The organism is Desulfotomaculum sp. (assembly GCA_003513005.1).
GTDB lineage: Bacteria > Bacillota > Desulfotomaculia > Desulfotomaculales > Nap2-2B > 46-80.
Window position 1 is genome coordinate 41,707 of sequence record DOTD01000072.1, and the last position, 15,659, is coordinate 57,365.

A 15,659-nucleotide genomic window follows, 5' to 3' on the forward strand; every position below is an offset into this window, starting at 1 on the left:
ACCTATCTCTTAGGCAGGTCAACTGCCTACGTACTCATATCGCCTCTTATACTTGTACGAACTCGTTCACCCTCGGGCTCGGTTAAACTCGGCGCTATGCGCCTCAAACAGTAACCTCGCTTATCATCGGGTTCTCTCGTTCTTTGAATAAAGGCTCAAAAATCGCACTTAAGGCATTGACCTCCCGTTGTTGATGATTCTTCATCTTTCTGATGGCGCTGCATTAGCAGCATGGGTGTCTATTTATATTCTTTTTATCTATGTTTCCCTTTTTTAAAAATCAATAGATGATACTATCTCTTCAATGCGCTTGCTGATTGACACAGGAGAACCGTCCCCCTGTGTTTCACGCAGGAGAACCGTCCCCCTGTGTTTCGTCCTGTGTTTCATGCGTCCCCTGTGTTTCACACCCTGTGTTTCACACTGATTGACACAGGAGAACCGTCCCCCTGTGTTTTGCTTTTATTCAGGTATTGTATCTTCTACCAGGCAGAGCAGCCTTCCTTTAAAAAGTTCCACCCGGACAAGCTCTCCTTCCGCTGTTTCTTCTGCGTTGTGGATTATCTGGTGTGAATCTGCCCGGCTGCAAATACTGTAACCCCTTGCCAGGGTTGCCAGAGGGCTTAATGTTTCCAGGCAGTTTACCTGAACAGCGAGCCTGTTCCGGTTTTGTTCAAGTAAACGGTCTGCAGCCTGCAGCAACTTTTGTGAAATAAAATCCAGCTGCTGCTCCTTGCTGGTACATATTTCATGTACGGGCCGGCGTAAAACCGGACGATCCAGGCAGGCTTCCAGGCGCTGCATACACCTGTTTAAATGGGTTTGCGTCTCCTGGAAAAGCCTGTCTTTTAAATTCCGGGTTAATTTCAGCATTTCCTGTTTTACCGGCACTACGAGTTCTGCTGCAGCGGACGGCGTAGCAGCGCGTACATCGGCAACAAAGTCAGCTATTGTGAAATCAGTTTCATGTCCAACGGCGGAAACAACAGGTATCCTTGAATTAAAAATACTGCGGGCCACTATTTCCGTATTAAATGCCCACAATTCTTCAATTGACCCCCCGCCCCTGCCGATTATGATTACGTCTATTAAATCAATTTTGTTTAAAAGCTCAATTGATCTCGCTATTTCATAGCCGGCAGTATCTCCCTGGACTGCTGCAGGTGCAAATACAATACACATTCCAGGCCAGCGCCGCCCGATAATGTCAACCATGTCGCGGATTACAGCGCCGGTTGGAGAAGTGACAATCCCAATCCTCTTGGGTAAAAGAGGGAGTCTTTTCTTTTTTTCGCTGTCAAAAAAGCCTTCTGCCTGTAATCTCTTTTTCAGAAGTTCGAAAGCCTGATAGAGGGAGCCTGTCCCGTCAGGTTCCATTTCTTCAACATATAATTGGTAAATCCCATCACGCTCGTATACTGTCACATAACCGCGGGCCCTTACGGAAAACCCGTTCTCAAGCCGGAAAGGAAGGTTTTTAGATCTGGATCGAAACATGACGGACCTGATTGTGCTTTGTTCGTCCTTGAGTGTAAAGTAAAGATGTCCGCTGCCTGCCTGCTTGCAGTTCGATATTTCTCCTTTTACCCAAAAGTTTAGGAGTAAAAGGTCATTATCCATAATTTCTTTAATATGTGCGTTTACTTCCGAAACTGAAAGTATTTTCATTCTGGCGGCCTCTTCAAGCCTGGTACTAATTTTTATTAGTTAAAAATTCATGGATGGATCTGGCTGCGACGCGGCCTGCGCCCATCGCAAGAATAACTGTTGCGGCGCCGGTGACTACATCACCGCCTGCGTAAACACCCTGTTTTGATGTGGCGCCTGTCTGCAGCTCAGCTACAATGTTGCCCCTTTTGGTAACTTCCAGTCCCTTGGTAGTCCTTGGGACAAGCGGGTTTGGCCCCTGACCTATGGCTACAACAACAGTATCCACGTCCATGATAAATTCTGAACCCGGGATGGGGACAGGGCTTCGTCTGCCTGAAGCGTCAGGTTCTCCAAGCTCATACCTCAAGCATTCCATGCTTTTAACAATGCCTTTTTCATCAGCTATTATTTTAACCGGACTGGTTAGGAAGGCAAATTTGACGCCCTCTTCAATTGCGTGTTCTACTTCTTCATGCCGGGCAGGAAGTTCTTTCTCAGACCGCCTGTATACTATCCAGGATTCTTCCGCACCAAGGCGAAGTGCTGTACGGGCCGAGTCCATGGCAACGTTTCCGCCGCCTAAAACGGCAACCTTCTTGCCTATCTTAACAGGTGTGTCCCAATCGGGGAACAGGTATGCTTTCATCAGGTTTACCCTGGTAAGAAATTCGTTGGCCGAGTACACCCCACAGGAATTTTCACCCGGGATGTCCATGAAGTACGGTAGCCCTGCTCCTGTACCGATGTATATCGCATTAAAACCTCCTTCGTCGAGAAGCTCATCTATGGTGGCGAACTTGCCGACGACGGAGTTGACTTTTACATCTACACCAATCTTTTTAAGGTTTTGAATTTCTGTCTGAACGACTTTCTTGGGCAGCCTGAACTCGGGGATGCCGTACATAAGCACCCCGCCGGGTACGTGCAGGGCTTCGAAAATAGTAACCTGATGCCCTAGTTTGGCAAGATCCGCGGCGCAGGTCAGACCTCCCGGGCCGGAACCCACAACAGCTACCTTAAATCCGGTGGGCTGTTCAACTTTGGGTGGAGTTACTTCCCCGGCAAGTTCCCAATCGGCGCAGAATCTTTCCAGTCTGCCAATTGCCACCGGCTCGTGTTTCTTACCCATTGTACAGACTTGTTCGCACTGGTTTTCCTGGGGGCAGACACGCCCGCAGATTGCCGGCAGGGCGTTTTTTTCCTTGATTACTCTGATTCCCCCGGCAAAGTCTCCTTCGGAGACGAGCTTTATGAAACCGGGTATGTCCACGTCTACCGGGCAGCCTTCCCGGCAGAAAGGTTTTTTGCACTGGATGCACCTTTTTGCTTCGGCAATGGCCATTTCTGTTGTATATCCGGTTGCTACTTCACTGAAATTTTTTACGCGGGCGGCGGCGTCCTGTGAGGGCATAGGATGCTTTTTAGGGACGATCTCTTTTTTCTGTTTGACTGCTTTCTGTTCGGAATCCATTATTGAGCACCTCCGCAATTACAATGTGCTGAAAAACGTTCCATTGCTGCCCGTTCTTCGTTTTGGAAGAAAGCGGACCTGAGGGCAAGTTCGTTAAAATCAACCTGGTGACCGTCGAATTCCGGGCCGTCCACGCAGACAAACTTTGTTTTTCCGCCGACGGTTACCCTGCAGCAACCGCACATGCCTGTACCGTCAACCATGAGAGAATTCAGGCTAACGATGGTTTTAATCCCGTATTCCTCGGTTAAACGGCAGCATACTCTCATCATCGGCTGCGGCCCTATAGCAAGGACCATGGCTATATTGTCTTTTCCCCTGTCTTCGATGATCTCCTTTAAAACATCGGAAACAAAACCTTTCCTTACATAGGAGCCGTCATCAGTAGTAATGTAAAGCTCTGATGACGCTTCCCGCATCTTGTCCTCCCAGAATAAGAGCTCCTTGTTCCTTGCTCCGATAATTCCTATGACATGGTTTCCAGCTTCTTTGAGGGCGCGGGTAATTGGAAATACAGGGGCCACGCCTACTCCTCCACCGACACATACTACGGCGCCGAAATTCTCCACATGCGAGGGTAATCCCAGAGGTCCTGCAAGGTCCCTGATCGGATCCCCTATTTCGAGCATACCCATTTGCTTTGTAGTCTTCCCCACTTCCTGAAAGACAAGCGTGATGGTCCCGTTTTCACGGCTGAAATCGGCAATAGTTAAAGGAATACGTTCACTCTCTTCGCCGATACGCAGGATAATGAACTGTCCTGGCAGGCATTTTTTGGCTATTTCAGGCGCTTCGACTACCATAAGTTTAATAACTGGTGAAAGAACCCGCTTGTCCAGTATCTTGGACATAAATTTCTTCTCTCCATTCCCTTTTATTTTTTATTATAATTTATGCCAAGTTATTTATGTACAGGTTAAATATTCGCACGGGGATTCGACTATCTTGCCCAGGACTCCGTTTACAAACCTGCCGGAGTCGTCCGTACCAAAAATTTTGGCCAGTTCAATTGCCTCGTTAAGGGATACGCTTCCGGGGATATCTTCGCAGTAGAATATTTCAAAAAGGGCCATGCGCATTATATTGCGATCCACTGTGGCCATACGCCCTAAATCCCAATCGCGGCTGACACTGGCTATTGCTTTATCGAGGTTTTTTATGTTTTGAAGTGTTCCGAAGACAATTCTGCGGATGAATTCTATGCTTTCCTGATTAAGATTCTTCCCCTGGATAGTGTATTGAAAAGCTGTTTCGGGAGACGCCTGGCCCAGGTCAATTTGAAATAGGATCTGTAAAGCGAGTTCTCTGGCCTGCCTTCTCTTCATCTGCAGCTCCCTTGTTTAATCTTTACGGAATATACTGTAAAAGATATCTCTTATTCCCAGGTTTTCATCAAGGCGCTTTCCTACATAGTAGCCAATCCCCATGCAGATTGCCACAAAAATAGACTTTATAATTCCGTATTTGATTACCAGCCAGCCAAAGATCAGTCCTATAACAATCCCTGTTGCCTTGCCGCGGTGTCTGCTTAGGAAATCAATAATATCGGCCAGATTCATTATCGGCGCCCCTTAAATAAAAATAAATCAATCACTCTACACGCAGTTTACCGGCTGAAATACTGTGAACTAGAAATTCGACCTGCTGTACAGTGATTCCTGTTACAGAAAGAACCCTTTCCTTTACCTGTTCCTGGACGGTGTCGGACACTTCCGGAATACTTATGTCAGGTGTCACTGCAGCTTTAATCCGTATTCCAATTCCCTGAGGCCGGTTAAAAACCTGTGCTTTAACCTCGCGGATGCCGTTGTTCTGTGAGACAACTTTTTCTGCGAGACTCTCTATCGCACCCAGTGCAATATGTACATTTCCAAGTTTGCTTTCATAGACGACAGCCTGTTCCCGGGCTGGTTTTATATTAACCCACAGGAGGCGAATTCCGGCAATGATAAACAAGCCCAGCAGTAAAATGATTACTGCCGGCTGTTGAACTGACTGCAATAACCGGGGCTGATTTTGGCTAATCTGCAGCCAACCGGCAAAGAAAGGAACCGCAGCCAAAAATATAGCTGTCAGAATAAAAGTATACAAAAACAGCAGAAAGCGGTCGAAAGGCCGCAATTTAATAAGCCTCCCTATTTTGTCCGCAGTTCGTCTTCCTTGTCCGAATTGCTGAACGAAACTCCCTGTATATGAACATTCACTTCTATTACATTCAAGCCGGTCATATCGTTAACTGCTTTTTTTACTTTTTGCTGAATTTCTGATGCAATGTCCGGTATCTTTGCGCCATAATCAACTATGACATAAATATCTACCGCCGCTTCCTTCTCTCCGACTTCAACCTTTACACCTTTAGAAAGGTTTTTGCGTCCCAGGATTTCGGCAATACCGCCGGCCAAGCCCCCGCTCATACCGGCAACTCCCTGCACTTCAGTTGCGGCAAGGCCGGCAATTATTCTAACAACTTCGTCGGCGATCCGGATAGAACCGATGCTTGTCTGTTCCTCCCTGACAACAATATCTTCCATTATTTTTGCCTCCTTAGAAAAAATTTAGCCCAATCCTCCCAAAAAAGGACATATTAATTATAACAAAGATAGCAGATCCGCGCAACCATTTGTGTCAGGGTTTAATCTTTGGCAAGGATGATAATATTCTGTCCCTCCACTCCGGTACCCCAGGTAACTAACTGACGGATTCCCTCTTCGTCCTGAGGTGATAGCGAAGCAGCCTGTACTATTATAGTAATCTTATTATTTCCTTTAAGACAGACTGTGCTGTCACGGAATCCGCGGGCGCTGATCAGGTGCTCAAGTTCGCTTTCTCTGGCCAGTTTTTCACTTAAAAAGAGGAGTTTTTCCTGAGCCTCCTGCCGTGTCTGGGAACTTGACGAAGGGTTGTCGATAATATCATGCAGCAGTTCAATCTGTCTGCCGTTTGTGCGTTCTCTGTCCAAACGATACTCAATAAAAAACTCCGAACTGCTGTCGTTTGAGGTGGCTTGAAATTGGTCAGCGTTTAAGACTAATGGCTCGCCTGCAACGTTTGTTTCCTTACTGGCAACGTCGGCCTGAGGAACTGTATTTTCAGGCTGTCCCATTTTAGCAAGTTTACCCGGCAGGTTAAGACAGCATGCCGCCAGCAGGCATATCCCTAATATAAGCGCTGCGATTATGTAGATTGTTTTCTTGTTAATCACCAGTGAGTACATTTTTTTCGCCTCCTTGATTATGATTTGGGCAGCACAAGCACTTTCTGCGGTTCTATTCCCAGGGCAACCTGGACGGCTTCGAATAGCCGGGCTTTTATTTCGGAATTTTTTGCGCCCTGGGCAACTACCAGGACGCCCGCCACTTTTGATGAGCCTGTTTGTTCAACTACTGCAGTTTCTTCCTGGCCGTTTCTGGTAAAGACGAGCTGTCCGCTATCGGTATATTCGGTTATAGACCTGACACCTCCAACCTGATCTTTCTCTTCGGTCGTTTTTTTACTACTGTTTGTGTTGACTGCATATTTGTCATGCTCAGAGGAGGCTAATCTTACAGTTACGTCAAGGTCCCCAACTCCTTCAATTTCTTTTAAGATATTTTTCAAATCGGCGGCCAGTGTTTTCTCTTCACTTTCTATAACAGAACGGTCATTGGTTTGAAGAACCTGATGATCAGTGTTTTCAGCTGCTTTTCCGGGTGTTTTGTCTGTCTTGCCGTTATTTCCGATAATTAAAAGAAGGATTGCAAAAGCAATTATTAAAGTCAGCCAAATAATTTTTTGTTTCTGTAATTTAGGAGGGTAGTCCCCGCTTTTTAATGATCCGAAAATGTTGTTCAGGTATTCTTTAAAACCTGTCATAGCTTAAATCCTCCTCCTCCTCCTCTGAAAACTACTTTACATTAGGGAGGTCACTGTCTGCGTGTGTTCATGTTCGCTTGTTTTTCATTCTTCCAAAATAATTATCTGCTCAGGTGAAAGGCTGTAGAAGTCTGTCAGTATTTTTACCAGCTTGTCTTTTGTCTGGATTGAAATTTGCGATCCTTTTTTTTGATCATTTGTATCATCAGTTCCTGAATCAGGGGCATTTTCCCCGGTTTTTATTTCAACAGGCCTGACAATAGATTTATTTTTGACTTCCGTAGAGGAGTCATTGTTCTTAAGTCGCAGGATTATCTTTTTTATCTGCCCTAGTTTTGGGCTGTCAGGTTCATCATATATTTGGACCTGTGCAGAAACAACTTCAATGTCCGATCTGATACCAACCAGTGCGCTTACCTGGCGGGCAAGCGACTTACGGTATCTCTCCTGGGCTTGTTCGCTTTGATCTTTGTTAAGATTCTCACCCGCCGCCGTAATTTCTCCTAAGCTGGGGAATTCCAGATTCTCCGCATCGATGGCTTGTTCGGGCAGCGACTGCTGCCAATTGCTATTGGCCAGGCTGCTAACCGCCTGAAGCACAGCCACGATAATCAGAAGGCCCATGACGAGCCTGATATATCGTCTAAGATCGCTTTGGGGGAGAAACATTTCTAGGAAAACAGCAAGCATAATTATCACGATTAAATTTTGAACAAGCAAACGGATAGATTCCATTATTTCATCCCTGGCTTAAGATTATTTTTCAGCGCAGCATAACCGTCATGTTGCCGACGCCGATAAGTATGGTAATAGAGAAAAAGAACAGCAGGCCAACGACGCCGACAGCGGCAAAAACCAGGAGCAGGCTTGAACCCATCTCATTTAGGCAGTTCACCACCTGCCCCTCCGCTACGGGTTGCACCAGCGCCCCGGCCAGCTTGTAGATGAAGGACAGGCTGATGATTTTAAGCATCGGCAGGCCCATAATCAGGAAGATTGAGATCATCCCGGCTATTCCTGCAGCATTTTTAATCAATAGCGAGGAACTTACGACGGACTCCAGGGCGTCTGAGAACATACCCCCGACAACAGGTATGAAAGCATCTATAGCAAATTTGGCCGTTCTTAAGGTTACCCCGTCGCCAACTGCTCCGGCTACGCCCTGTATGGCCAGAACTCCCAGAAAAATCGTGCTGAATATCCCCAACAGGCCCATGGCCACAGTTTTTAAAAGGCTGGCCAGCCGGGAGACTTTAAAATTAGCGGAAAGATTATCCACAATTCCCAAAACTGCGCTGAAAAAAATCAAAGGCAGCACAACATTCTTGGTCAAGGTCCCAATGACGGTCAGGCTGATTAGAATTACCGGGTGGAAAATTGCCGCTGAAGCTACTCCTCCCATAGCAACAAGCAGCGTAAGCAGAAGAGGCATAATTGCCTGCATAAAGGAAACCATCCGGTCGATCAGTTCCCTGCCTGTGTTTATAGCCAGGGCGAAGGAGCCGATTGCAATAGTTGACAGCACCAGATAAACAACAAGGTAGCTTAACTGCCCGGTAGTTCCCCTGTCGAAAGCGCTGGTCAGGTTATGCAGCACGGCGCAGATCATTGTTAAGACAATCAGCCTGCCGAGCAATGAAGTATTGGCTACGATTTCTTTAAACAGGTATTTCAACAGATTGTTGAAAACCTCAGCAGGTTTCCACGAAACATCGCCTCTGATAATTTTAAAAAACATGTCTTTAAAGCTTAAACCCGGAACAGCAGACTTTATATCCGTATCAACCCGGTCAATATATTTTTCTACCTCACGAAGGTTAAGCTCGGATTCCTGCTGATTGCTTTCAGCAATATTGGCCGGTCCTTGAAGAATGCTTCCTTCTTGACCAACTGTGGCAGTCTGGTCGAACGCATAAGCTAACGGAACGGGCAGCAGATAGAAAAAGAATAAAAGCAAGAGCGCTGAAAGCTTTGTAAAGTTCAACCGTCTTCACCTCTAAGGGACTAATTTTAATAATGCCTGTAAAACTGCCGCTACAATAGGCACGGCTAAAATGAGCACAAGTATTTTGGCGGCGAACTCTATTTTAACCGCAAGCGCTCCCTCGCCGGCGTCCCTGCAAATCTGCGAGCCAAAATCCGCTATATAGGCAATCGCGATGATCTTTAAAATGGTTGCCAGATAAACTGTGCTTAAATTTGCCCGGTTGGATAGTTCCCTGAGAACGTCAATGACGGACCCAATCTTTCCGATAACCGTCAGAAAGATGATGATTCCGGTGGCGATGCTCAAGCCGATGGCAATCTCCGGCTTGCTCTGACGGATGGTAACCGCCAGAACTGCCGCAACTATTCCAATCCCCACAATCTGCATAATTTCCAAGGTGTTCCTCTCCTTGAGGCTAAAAAAGTTTAAAAACCGATTTTACCTGTTCGAAGAAAACTCCCAGGAGCTGAACTACCCAGAACAGGACGATGCCCAGGCCTGCAAGCGTTGCAATTAAGGCGTATTCTTCCTTGTTAGAACATTTGAGGACATACTGGGCTGCAGCGACCAAGATTCCTATGCCAACGATTTTAAAAACGATGTTGATATCAAACCCTGTCATTTAAATCCCCTCCTAATAAAAGATAAGTACTATCACCAGGCCTCCCAGGAAGCCAATGTAATTCCATAATTTAACATGCTGCAGGGCGCTGATTTCGGCCTTTTTCAGCTCTGCTTCAATTTGTTCCATGGCCAGACTGAGGTGTTTGCTCTGCCCGGAACTGTCTGAAATTCCGAGGGCTCCGCCAAGGCTGCGCAGGATGGCCATATCACAGCCAATCAGAGACGAATGGGGATAAAATTCCAAAAGCGCCTTTTCCCATGCCTCCCTTGCCGTACATCCCGACATGGATAATAATTCCTTGCGGGTTTCCTCAAATAAAGGCGCCAGCCGGTAATCCGTCCTGGACGCAACCAGGCCGAGCGCTTCGGCTAAAGGCGTAGCGGCATAGGTAATCTCTGTTTCCAGCATCTGCAGGGCTGATTTTAAAGAACGCAGTTCGACCGGTCTTAAGGAATAACTCCTGGCAACCAACATTCCGCAGATGCCGCCGGCCGAAACAATTACAAGGCAGGCAATAGTTTTAAGCATTGTTCCACCTCTTTTGCGGGCAGCGGAAGCATCGTTCTGCCGTCGATAATTTCCTCTATAGTTCCAACATTTTTTGAACGGCCCAATAAGACAAAACGTGCGATTACTTTCATATTCAGGAGATTGCGCAGGGCCGGCCTCTGGTTGAGTTCCGCAAAAGAAGCCGCGTGAACGGTTGTAAGCACTTTTACTCCGGCGTTAAAGACTCCTTCCAAAGCGGCAAAGTCCTCGTCCGTACCAATCTCATCCGTAGCAATTACACGCGGCGCCATGGAGCGCAGGAGCATGAACATTCCTTCCGCCTTGCGGCATCCGTCCAGGATATCCGTGCGGATTCCCACTTCCCGCTGGGGCACACCCTGGAAGCAGCCCGCCAGTTCGGATCGTTCATCAACCACGCCGATTACTGCTCCCCTGAAATTCAGTTCGGGGATGCCGTTGCTTAATTGCCTGATGACATCCCTTAATATGGTGGTTTTCCCGCAGCGGGGCGGGGAAAAAATAAGGGTGTTGAGGACGCTTCCGGATTTCTGATCAATTATAAAAGGAAGCAGAGGAGAGGCGGCGCCCTTGACCTCCCGGGAGATCCTTATATTAAGTCCGGAGATGTATTTGAGTGTCCTGACCCGTCCGTTTTCAAGGACTGTTTTTCCTGTTAAACCAACCCTGTGTCCACCGGGCAAAGTTATAAAACCGTTCTTCAGTTCTTCCTCAAAAGCATATAAAGAACAGCCGCTGATTAACTGGGTAACCCGCTGTATATCATCAGCCGTAACTAAATAACAATCACGGGGGGCAGCTGCGGGCTTTCCGCTATTATCAAGGAGAATATCCCCATCAGCCAAACCCAGGATTAAAGGCCTGTTCTGCCGGAGGCGTATTTCTTCAAGTTTTTCAAGAATATTCAAAGGCAGGCCGGTAATCATGCTGCGTATACTGGCCGGCAGTACCGGTATGATTTCCTGCCAGGGGGAGGGGTTTATAAAAACCCGGCAACTGTCTGAAGAGTAAAATACGCGGCTCACCTGTTTGTCCCCCCTTCTTATATTTCATAAATATGGGATCGGAGGGTATTTTAGACCTATATGTTTTTAACGCAAAAAAAAGGACCAAATCTGAATTGGTCCTTGACAGGGATTTATTTCGGTTAGCGAGTCTTTATATGAAATTTACTTGTCTGGGGGTCTTAAACATCTTAAGCCGCTTTATGCTCTTTTCAGGTACTGCCCTGTTCTTGTATCAATTTGAAGAATGTCCCCGGCATTAATGAAAAAGGGAACCTGAACAGTGTAGCCGGTTTCCAGGACAGCCGGCTTGGATCCGCCGGAAGCTGTATCGCCTTTTATGCCGGGTGTTGTTTCGACAACTTCCAGCTCGACAAAATTGGGCAAATCGATGCCGATTGAAGTACCCTGAAACATCAATACGTTTATCGTCATATTTTCCTTGATAAACTTAACTGCCTCACCCAGTTCCTCTTTGCTCAATGAAATCTGTTCAAAAGTCTCCATGTCCATAAAAAAATAATTATTATCGTCATTGTACAGATACTGAGCCGAGCGCCTTTCCACGTGTGCACGCGGTATTTTTTCCCCCGCGTTAAAAGTTCTTTCAACAGTCGATCCGGTGCGCAGGTTCTTGATCTTGCAACGAACAAAAGCTGCTCCCTTTCCGGGCTTTACATGCTGAAAGTCAATCACCTGATAAACGTCGCCGTCAATATTGATCGTCAGGCCTGTCCGAAAATCATTGGTGGAAATCAAGGTTTTCGCCTCCTTTCACTTCTGCTGCAAAATACCTGTTTGTTCTAAGAATTTTATAAGATTATTATAATGCCATCAGGTGATCCCTCGGCGCATTGGTAAGCAGCCGCGCTCCTTTTTCCTCAACCAGGACCATATCTTCAATACGCACCCCGCCCCAGCCGGGAAGATAAATCCCCGGTTCAACAGTTATTACCATGCCCGCCTGAAGTATAGTCCCGTCTTTTGCTGAAATCACAGGGTTTTCATGTACGATCAGCCCTACACCGTGCCCTGTGCTGTGACGAAAATTTTCGCCGAAATGATATTTTTCAATAATGCTGCGGGTTGCCTGATCAACATCGGAAGCCTTCACTCCCTGCCTGATTGAATTAACACCCGCATCATGGGCCTCAAGAACGGTTTGGTAAATACGTTCCTGCATTTCCGTGGGAGCACCCAGGCAAACAGTTCTGGTAATATCTGAACAATAATCATTGAACTCGCATCCAAAATCCATTGTTACAAGATCACCGGCTTGCAATTGTTTGTTCGAGGCCACTCCATGAGGCATTGCCCCGCGTACCCCGGAGGCAACTATTATATCAAAGGAGCTCTTTTTTGCACCCCCTTTGCGCATAAAATACTCCATTTCCAGAGATATTTCAATCTCTGTGCAGCCTGGTTTAAGATAATTAAGAATATGTGTAAAAGCCTCATCGGCCAGTCTGGCGGAATCAATAATCTGCGTGATCTCATCCTGGCCTTTGATCATCCTTAAATCTTCAACCATACCGGCGGCGGGGACTAAGACACCGTCAGGGATCTTTTCGCTTAACTCGAGGAACTGCTTATGTGTCAGAAAATCCTCTTCGTAACCAAGACGCGATATTTTCCAGTCCTGCAAACAAGTTTTTATCAGATCAAAAGTGGAAGTTTTTATTTCAATAACTTGCCACTGCCTGCACTCCTGCCGCGCCTGTTCTATGTAGCGGAAATCGGTCAGCAGAAAAAGCTGTTCCCGGGTAACCACCAGGGAGCCGGCGGTTCCGGAAAAGCCGCTCAGGTATTTCCGGTTTTCTGGCTTCGTTACAAGCAGGCCGTCAATTGCCTTCATGTGCAGCTTGTCTCTTAAAAGACCAGCTCTTCTTTTCATCTTTCCTCTTTCTTAACAAGGCTTACCGCAGCCCTTAAACCCAGCAGGTAGCTTTCCGCTCCGAATCCGCTGATCTGTCCTGCGGCTGCAGGGGAAATTACGGATTGACGGCGAAACTGTTCGCGGGCATAAATGTTAGACAGGTGAACCTCGACTACCGGAATTGATATTGCCGCTGCGGCGTCTGCCAAAGCGTAGCTGTAATGCGTAAAGGCGCCGGGGTTAAAAACTACTGCGTCTGTTTCGGGCGCGGCATTGTGAAGCCAGTTGATCAGCTCGCTTTCGGAATTTGACTGGCGGCATTCCAGTTCAACATTTAATTCAGCCGCCAGCCGCTGCAGGAGCGAGTTAATTGATTCCAGGGATAAAGACCCGTAAATCCCCGGTTCACGCTTTCCAAGCAGGTTAAGGTTTGGCCCGTGAAGGACTAGAATTCTCAAGAAAATAACTTCCCTTCCTCTAATGTCTAATGTCCGCTGACGATCATCCGGGCTATTCGCAATGTGGGTGAACCCTGACTGCCAAAAAAGATCAGGTCGCTGCCTATTCCATCAACCTGCTGAAGGACTTCCTGAATATTTCCGGCAATGGCAATTCCCCTGACAGGTTTGGTCAGCTGCCCGTTTTCAATTAAAATCCCGGCTGCTCCAACCGAAAAGTCGCCTGAAATAGGGTTCGCCGTATGCATACCGATAACTTCAGTTATATAAATACCGTTCCCGGTAGAATTAATCAGTTCATCCGGGGCATAAACGCCGGGCTGGATGTAGAAGTTTGTAGTTCCGACATCCGGTGCGCTTTTATATGAAGACCGCATGCAATTTCCGGTAGAGGCGCCGTTTTCTTTGGCGGCTGTATAAGTGTTGTGCAGATACCCTTTGAGAACTCCCCCTTCTATCAACGTCTTCCTGGACATCTGTACTCCTTCACCGTCAAAGGGAGCGGAAGCGATGCCGCCCGGCATAATTCCGTCGTCAATAATATTTAACGTCAGCGCTGCAACAGGCTGGTTAACCTTTCCAATGAAAAAGGAACGTCCTTTTTGGACCGCTTCGGCGGTAAGCGCAGGACCGAGCAAATCCAGAAATCCGGCTGCTACATAGGGATCAAACAATACGGCGGTTTCCCGTGTTGAAACTGGTTTTGCGCCCAACATCCGGACGGCGCGAAAAGCCGCCTCACGGCCGATTTTTTCTGCGTTGAGATCATCAAACCGCAGGCGGTAATCCATAGCAAAACCTGTTTGTTGATCTTCCCCTTCTCCGGCTACCAGGGAGAGGTTAACTCCGCAGTATGTCGCACGGTAAGAATTTTTTATTCCTTTGCTGTTGACGAGTATTACGCAGGCATCTATGTCCTGGTAGTTCGAACTTTCGATTATCTTTATCCGTGGATCAAAAGCACGCGCTGCCTCCTCCATCGCCTTGGCAAGGTCGATTTTTGTCTCGACAGGAGTTTTGATGACAGCAGAATCATACAGGTCCAGCTCGGGGTACAGGGGAGAAGGGGATGGAAATATCCGGTATGGATCAGCGGCCGTTTCACGGGCATTTGCTATTGCCTGATCAGCGATATTTTTCAGAGAAGCCTTTTCCAAATCGGAAGTATAGGCGAACCCGACCTTTCCATTTTTTACGACGCGCAGACCCAAGCCCTGATCCAGGGCTACTTTTATTGTCTCGGTTTTGCCCTCACGGACTTCGGCAGAAAATTCCTTGTTGTAACTAAGGTAAGCTTCGGCTTCGCCTGCTCCCGCCAGCTTGGCGTTATTACACGCAGATTCGGCCAAGTTTAATAATGCTTGCTCATCCAACACTACTTTTTCGCTCCTTTCCTCAAAGTAGTATTATTCAATAAAATCAGTCGTATTCCTTTTTTGGCCGGAGAAAACTGCGGTATTTTTCCAGTTGGATGTTTTTCCTCCTAATGAGTGTAAATATTGGTGGTCAAAGCAAAAATATTTCTAAGAGAAGCAGGCGATAATTCCTCAACTCGCGCCTCTATAACCGAGGAAGGATCAAGCATAGCAAGAATAGCCACACGCTCGCCGGAATCCTGTTTGGTATAAAAACCGAGAATACAAAACTGCATGTCGGAACCGAAAACCCTCCGTGTTACTATGTCACCGATCCTCATTTTATGAAAACCTCCCTGAATTTCTTTGCAGAAATTGTGTTTAAAAAGTCAGTCCTTCTAGATAAAAAATATGCTCCAATTAAAAATGTGTGTATCTTTGACAAGAATATCTTGCTGCATATTTAAGGAAGAAAATAAACAAAATAAAAAAGTCAGGTAGTTGATCTTCTAATGCAAGTTAAATTTCAAGTTTACGAGGAGAAAAGAATATGGATAATGAGGATATCAAACAAGTAATGTCAGAATGGGGAAGCTGGAAGAACTTTTTAGGCCAGGCAGTAGAGTTTGCCGATGAATTGGGGATTGGCAGGGAGCGTATTTTTTCTTTAGCCCAGCAGGCGGGAGATATACTTGCTGATAATGTTGATCCCAGCAATCCTGAACAAAAGACCGTTAAAGAACTCTGGTCAGTCGCCGATAAAGGGGAAAAGCAAGTTCTGGCTTCCCTGATGGTCAGACTGGTGTCGAAAAAGTAGGCCGCCCGAGCACAAGGGTTTAAAGGGCGTTGTTGT

General features: G+C 46.8%; 21 protein-coding genes. 1 reads left to right on the forward strand and 20 read right to left on the reverse strand.

Annotated elements, in window-relative coordinates:
• Positions 1-462: 462 nt before the first annotated feature.
• From DEH07_08925 to DEH07_09020, 20 genes are all read right to left on the reverse strand, one after another.
• The gene (locus tag DEH07_08925) at positions 463-1,668 is read right to left on the reverse strand and encodes an exodeoxyribonuclease VII large subunit (GenBank protein HBY04621.1); all 1,206 of its coding nucleotides are present in this window, start codon (positions 1,666-1,668) and stop codon (positions 463-465) included.
• A gap of 25 nt (positions 1,669-1,693) precedes the next feature.
• The gene (gltA, locus tag DEH07_08930; GenBank protein HBY04622.1) at positions 1,694-3,121 is read right to left on the reverse strand and encodes a glutamate synthase (NADPH), homotetrameric; all 1,428 of its coding nucleotides are present in this window, start codon (positions 3,119-3,121) and stop codon (positions 1,694-1,696) included.
• Positions 3,121-3,972, reverse strand: a complete 852-nt coding sequence (locus DEH07_08935; GenBank protein ID HBY04623.1) for a sulfide/dihydroorotate dehydrogenase-like FAD/NAD-binding protein — start codon at positions 3,970-3,972, stop codon at positions 3,121-3,123. The genes gltA and DEH07_08935 overlap by 1 nt, the downstream gene beginning before the upstream one ends.
• Before the next feature lie 54 nt (positions 3,973-4,026).
• Positions 4,027-4,446 (reverse strand): transcription antitermination factor NusB, encoded by a 420-nt coding sequence (locus DEH07_08940; protein HBY04624.1) that lies wholly within the window; start codon positions 4,444-4,446, stop codon positions 4,027-4,029.
• 15 nt (positions 4,447-4,461) lie between these two features.
• Complete coding sequence (locus DEH07_08945) at positions 4,462-4,680, reverse strand: hypothetical protein (protein ID HBY04625.1); 219 nt, start codon at positions 4,678-4,680, stop codon at positions 4,462-4,464.
• 31 nt (positions 4,681-4,711) lie between these two features.
• The gene (gene amaP, locus DEH07_08950) at positions 4,712-5,260 is read right to left on the reverse strand and encodes an alkaline shock response membrane anchor protein AmaP (GenBank protein ID HBY04626.1); all 549 of its coding nucleotides are present in this window, start codon (positions 5,258-5,260) and stop codon (positions 4,712-4,714) included.
• Complete coding sequence (locus tag DEH07_08955; protein ID HBY04627.1) at positions 5,257-5,652, reverse strand: Asp23/Gls24 family envelope stress response protein; 396 nt, start codon at positions 5,650-5,652, stop codon at positions 5,257-5,259. Before DEH07_08955 ends, amaP begins: the two co-directional genes overlap by 4 nt.
• A gap of 101 nt (positions 5,653-5,753) precedes the next feature.
• Entirely contained in the window at positions 5,754-6,335 is a 582-nt protein-coding gene (locus tag DEH07_08960) for a hypothetical protein (GenBank protein ID HBY04628.1), read from the reverse strand.
• A 17-nt stretch (positions 6,336-6,352) separates the two neighbouring features.
• A complete protein-coding gene (locus tag DEH07_08965; protein ID HBY04629.1) occupies positions 6,353-6,973 on the reverse strand; it encodes a hypothetical protein in 621 nt (206 codons plus the stop codon).
• 84 nt (positions 6,974-7,057) lie between these two features.
• Positions 7,058-7,708: a stage III sporulation protein AF gene (gene spoIIIAF / locus DEH07_08970; protein ID HBY04630.1), complete on the reverse strand. Its 651-nt coding sequence runs from the start codon at positions 7,706-7,708 to the stop codon at positions 7,058-7,060.
• A 28-nt stretch (positions 7,709-7,736) separates the two neighbouring features.
• Positions 7,737-8,906: a stage III sporulation protein AE gene (gene spoIIIAE / locus DEH07_08975; protein ID HBY04631.1), complete on the reverse strand. Its 1,170-nt coding sequence runs from the start codon at positions 8,904-8,906 to the stop codon at positions 7,737-7,739.
• Between the two features lie 63 nt (positions 8,907-8,969).
• On the reverse strand, positions 8,970-9,356 hold the full coding sequence (gene spoIIIAD, locus DEH07_08980) for a stage III sporulation protein AD (GenBank protein HBY04632.1): 387 nt from the start codon (positions 9,354-9,356) through the stop codon (positions 8,970-8,972).
• 19 nt (positions 9,357-9,375) lie between these two features.
• Positions 9,376-9,582, reverse strand: coding sequence for a stage III sporulation protein AC (gene spoIIIAC, locus DEH07_08985; GenBank protein ID HBY04633.1), 207 nt, complete (start codon positions 9,580-9,582; stop codon positions 9,376-9,378).
• 12 nt (positions 9,583-9,594) lie between these two features.
• Positions 9,595-10,113, reverse strand: coding sequence for a stage III sporulation protein AB (locus DEH07_08990; GenBank protein HBY04634.1), 519 nt, complete (start codon positions 10,111-10,113; stop codon positions 9,595-9,597).
• Positions 10,086-11,039 carry a stage III sporulation protein AA gene (gene spoIIIAA, locus DEH07_08995; protein ID HBY04635.1) on the reverse strand — a complete coding sequence of 318 codons (954 nt, stop codon included), beginning with the start codon at positions 11,037-11,039 and terminating at the stop codon, positions 10,086-10,088. Before spoIIIAA ends, DEH07_08990 begins: the two co-directional genes overlap by 28 nt.
• Before the next feature lie 279 nt (positions 11,040-11,318).
• On the reverse strand, positions 11,319-11,876 hold the full coding sequence (gene efp / locus DEH07_09000) for an elongation factor P (GenBank protein ID HBY04636.1): 558 nt from the start codon (positions 11,874-11,876) through the stop codon (positions 11,319-11,321).
• Positions 11,877-11,940: 64 nt separating this feature from the next.
• Positions 11,941-13,011 carry a Xaa-Pro dipeptidase gene (locus tag DEH07_09005; GenBank protein HBY04637.1) on the reverse strand — a complete coding sequence of 357 codons (1,071 nt, stop codon included), beginning with the start codon at positions 13,009-13,011 and terminating at the stop codon, positions 11,941-11,943.
• Entirely contained in the window at positions 13,008-13,451 is a 444-nt protein-coding gene (aroQ, locus tag DEH07_09010; GenBank protein ID HBY04638.1) for a type II 3-dehydroquinate dehydratase, read from the reverse strand. The genes DEH07_09005 and aroQ overlap by 4 nt, the downstream gene beginning before the upstream one ends.
• Positions 13,452-13,477: 26 nt before the next feature.
• Positions 13,478-14,824, reverse strand: a complete 1,347-nt coding sequence (locus DEH07_09015) for a TldD/PmbA family protein (protein ID HBY04639.1) — start codon at positions 14,822-14,824, stop codon at positions 13,478-13,480.
• 110 nt (positions 14,825-14,934) lie between these two features.
• Positions 14,935-15,147 carry a hypothetical protein gene (locus tag DEH07_09020; GenBank protein HBY04640.1) on the reverse strand — a complete coding sequence of 71 codons (213 nt, stop codon included), beginning with the start codon at positions 15,145-15,147 and terminating at the stop codon, positions 14,935-14,937.
• Positions 15,148-15,356: 209 nt separating this feature from the next.
• Here DEH07_09020 and DEH07_09025 point away from each other — a divergent pair, with 209 nt between their 5' ends.
• On the forward strand, positions 15,357-15,623 hold the full coding sequence (locus tag DEH07_09025) for a DUF3243 domain-containing protein (GenBank protein HBY04641.1): 267 nt from the start codon (positions 15,357-15,359) through the stop codon (positions 15,621-15,623).
• Positions 15,624-15,659: the final 36 nt, after the last annotated feature.

What these genes read in the sequence shown, in the direction of transcription:
- DEH07_08925 (HBY04621.1), bottom strand. Translation starts at nt 1,668, where the DNA reads ATGAAAATACTTTCAGTTTCGGAAGTAAACGCACATATTAAAGAAATT.
- gltA (HBY04622.1), bottom strand. Translation starts at nt 3,121, where the DNA reads ATGGATTCCGAACAGAAAGCAGTCAAACAGAAAAAAGAGATCGTCCCT.
- DEH07_08935 (HBY04623.1), bottom strand. Translation starts at nt 3,972, where the DNA reads ATGTCCAAGATACTGGACAAGCGGGTTCTTTCACCAGTTATTAAACTT.
- DEH07_08940 (HBY04624.1), bottom strand. Translation starts at nt 4,446, where the DNA reads ATGAAGAGAAGGCAGGCCAGAGAACTCGCTTTACAGATCCTATTTCAA.
- DEH07_08945 (HBY04625.1), bottom strand. Translation starts at nt 4,680, where the DNA reads ATGAATCTGGCCGATATTATTGATTTCCTAAGCAGACACCGCGGCAAG.
- DEH07_08955 (HBY04627.1), bottom strand. Translation starts at nt 5,652, where the DNA reads ATGGAAGATATTGTTGTCAGGGAGGAACAGACAAGCATCGGTTCTATC.
- DEH07_08960 (HBY04628.1), bottom strand. Translation starts at nt 6,335, where the DNA reads ATGTACTCACTGGTGATTAACAAGAAAACAATCTACATAATCGCAGCG.
- DEH07_08965 (HBY04629.1), bottom strand. Translation starts at nt 6,973, where the DNA reads ATGACAGGTTTTAAAGAATACCTGAACAACATTTTCGGATCATTAAAA.
- spoIIIAF (HBY04630.1), bottom strand. Translation starts at nt 7,708, where the DNA reads ATGGAATCTATCCGTTTGCTTGTTCAAAATTTAATCGTGATAATTATG.
- spoIIIAC (HBY04633.1), bottom strand. Translation starts at nt 9,582, where the DNA reads ATGACAGGGTTTGATATCAACATCGTTTTTAAAATCGTTGGCATAGGA.
- DEH07_08990 (HBY04634.1), bottom strand. Translation starts at nt 10,113, where the DNA reads ATGCTTAAAACTATTGCCTGCCTTGTAATTGTTTCGGCCGGCGGCATC.
- spoIIIAA (HBY04635.1), bottom strand. Translation starts at nt 11,039, where the DNA reads ATGATTACCGGCCTGCCTTTGAATATTCTTGAAAAACTTGAAGAAATA.
- DEH07_09005 (HBY04637.1), bottom strand. Translation starts at nt 13,011, where the DNA reads ATGAAAAGAAGAGCTGGTCTTTTAAGAGACAAGCTGCACATGAAGGCA.
- DEH07_09020 (HBY04640.1), bottom strand. Translation starts at nt 15,147, where the DNA reads ATGAGGATCGGTGACATAGTAACACGGAGGGTTTTCGGTTCCGACATG.
- DEH07_09025 (HBY04641.1), top strand. Translation starts at nt 15,357, where the DNA reads ATGGATAATGAGGATATCAAACAAGTAATGTCAGAATGGGGAAGCTGG.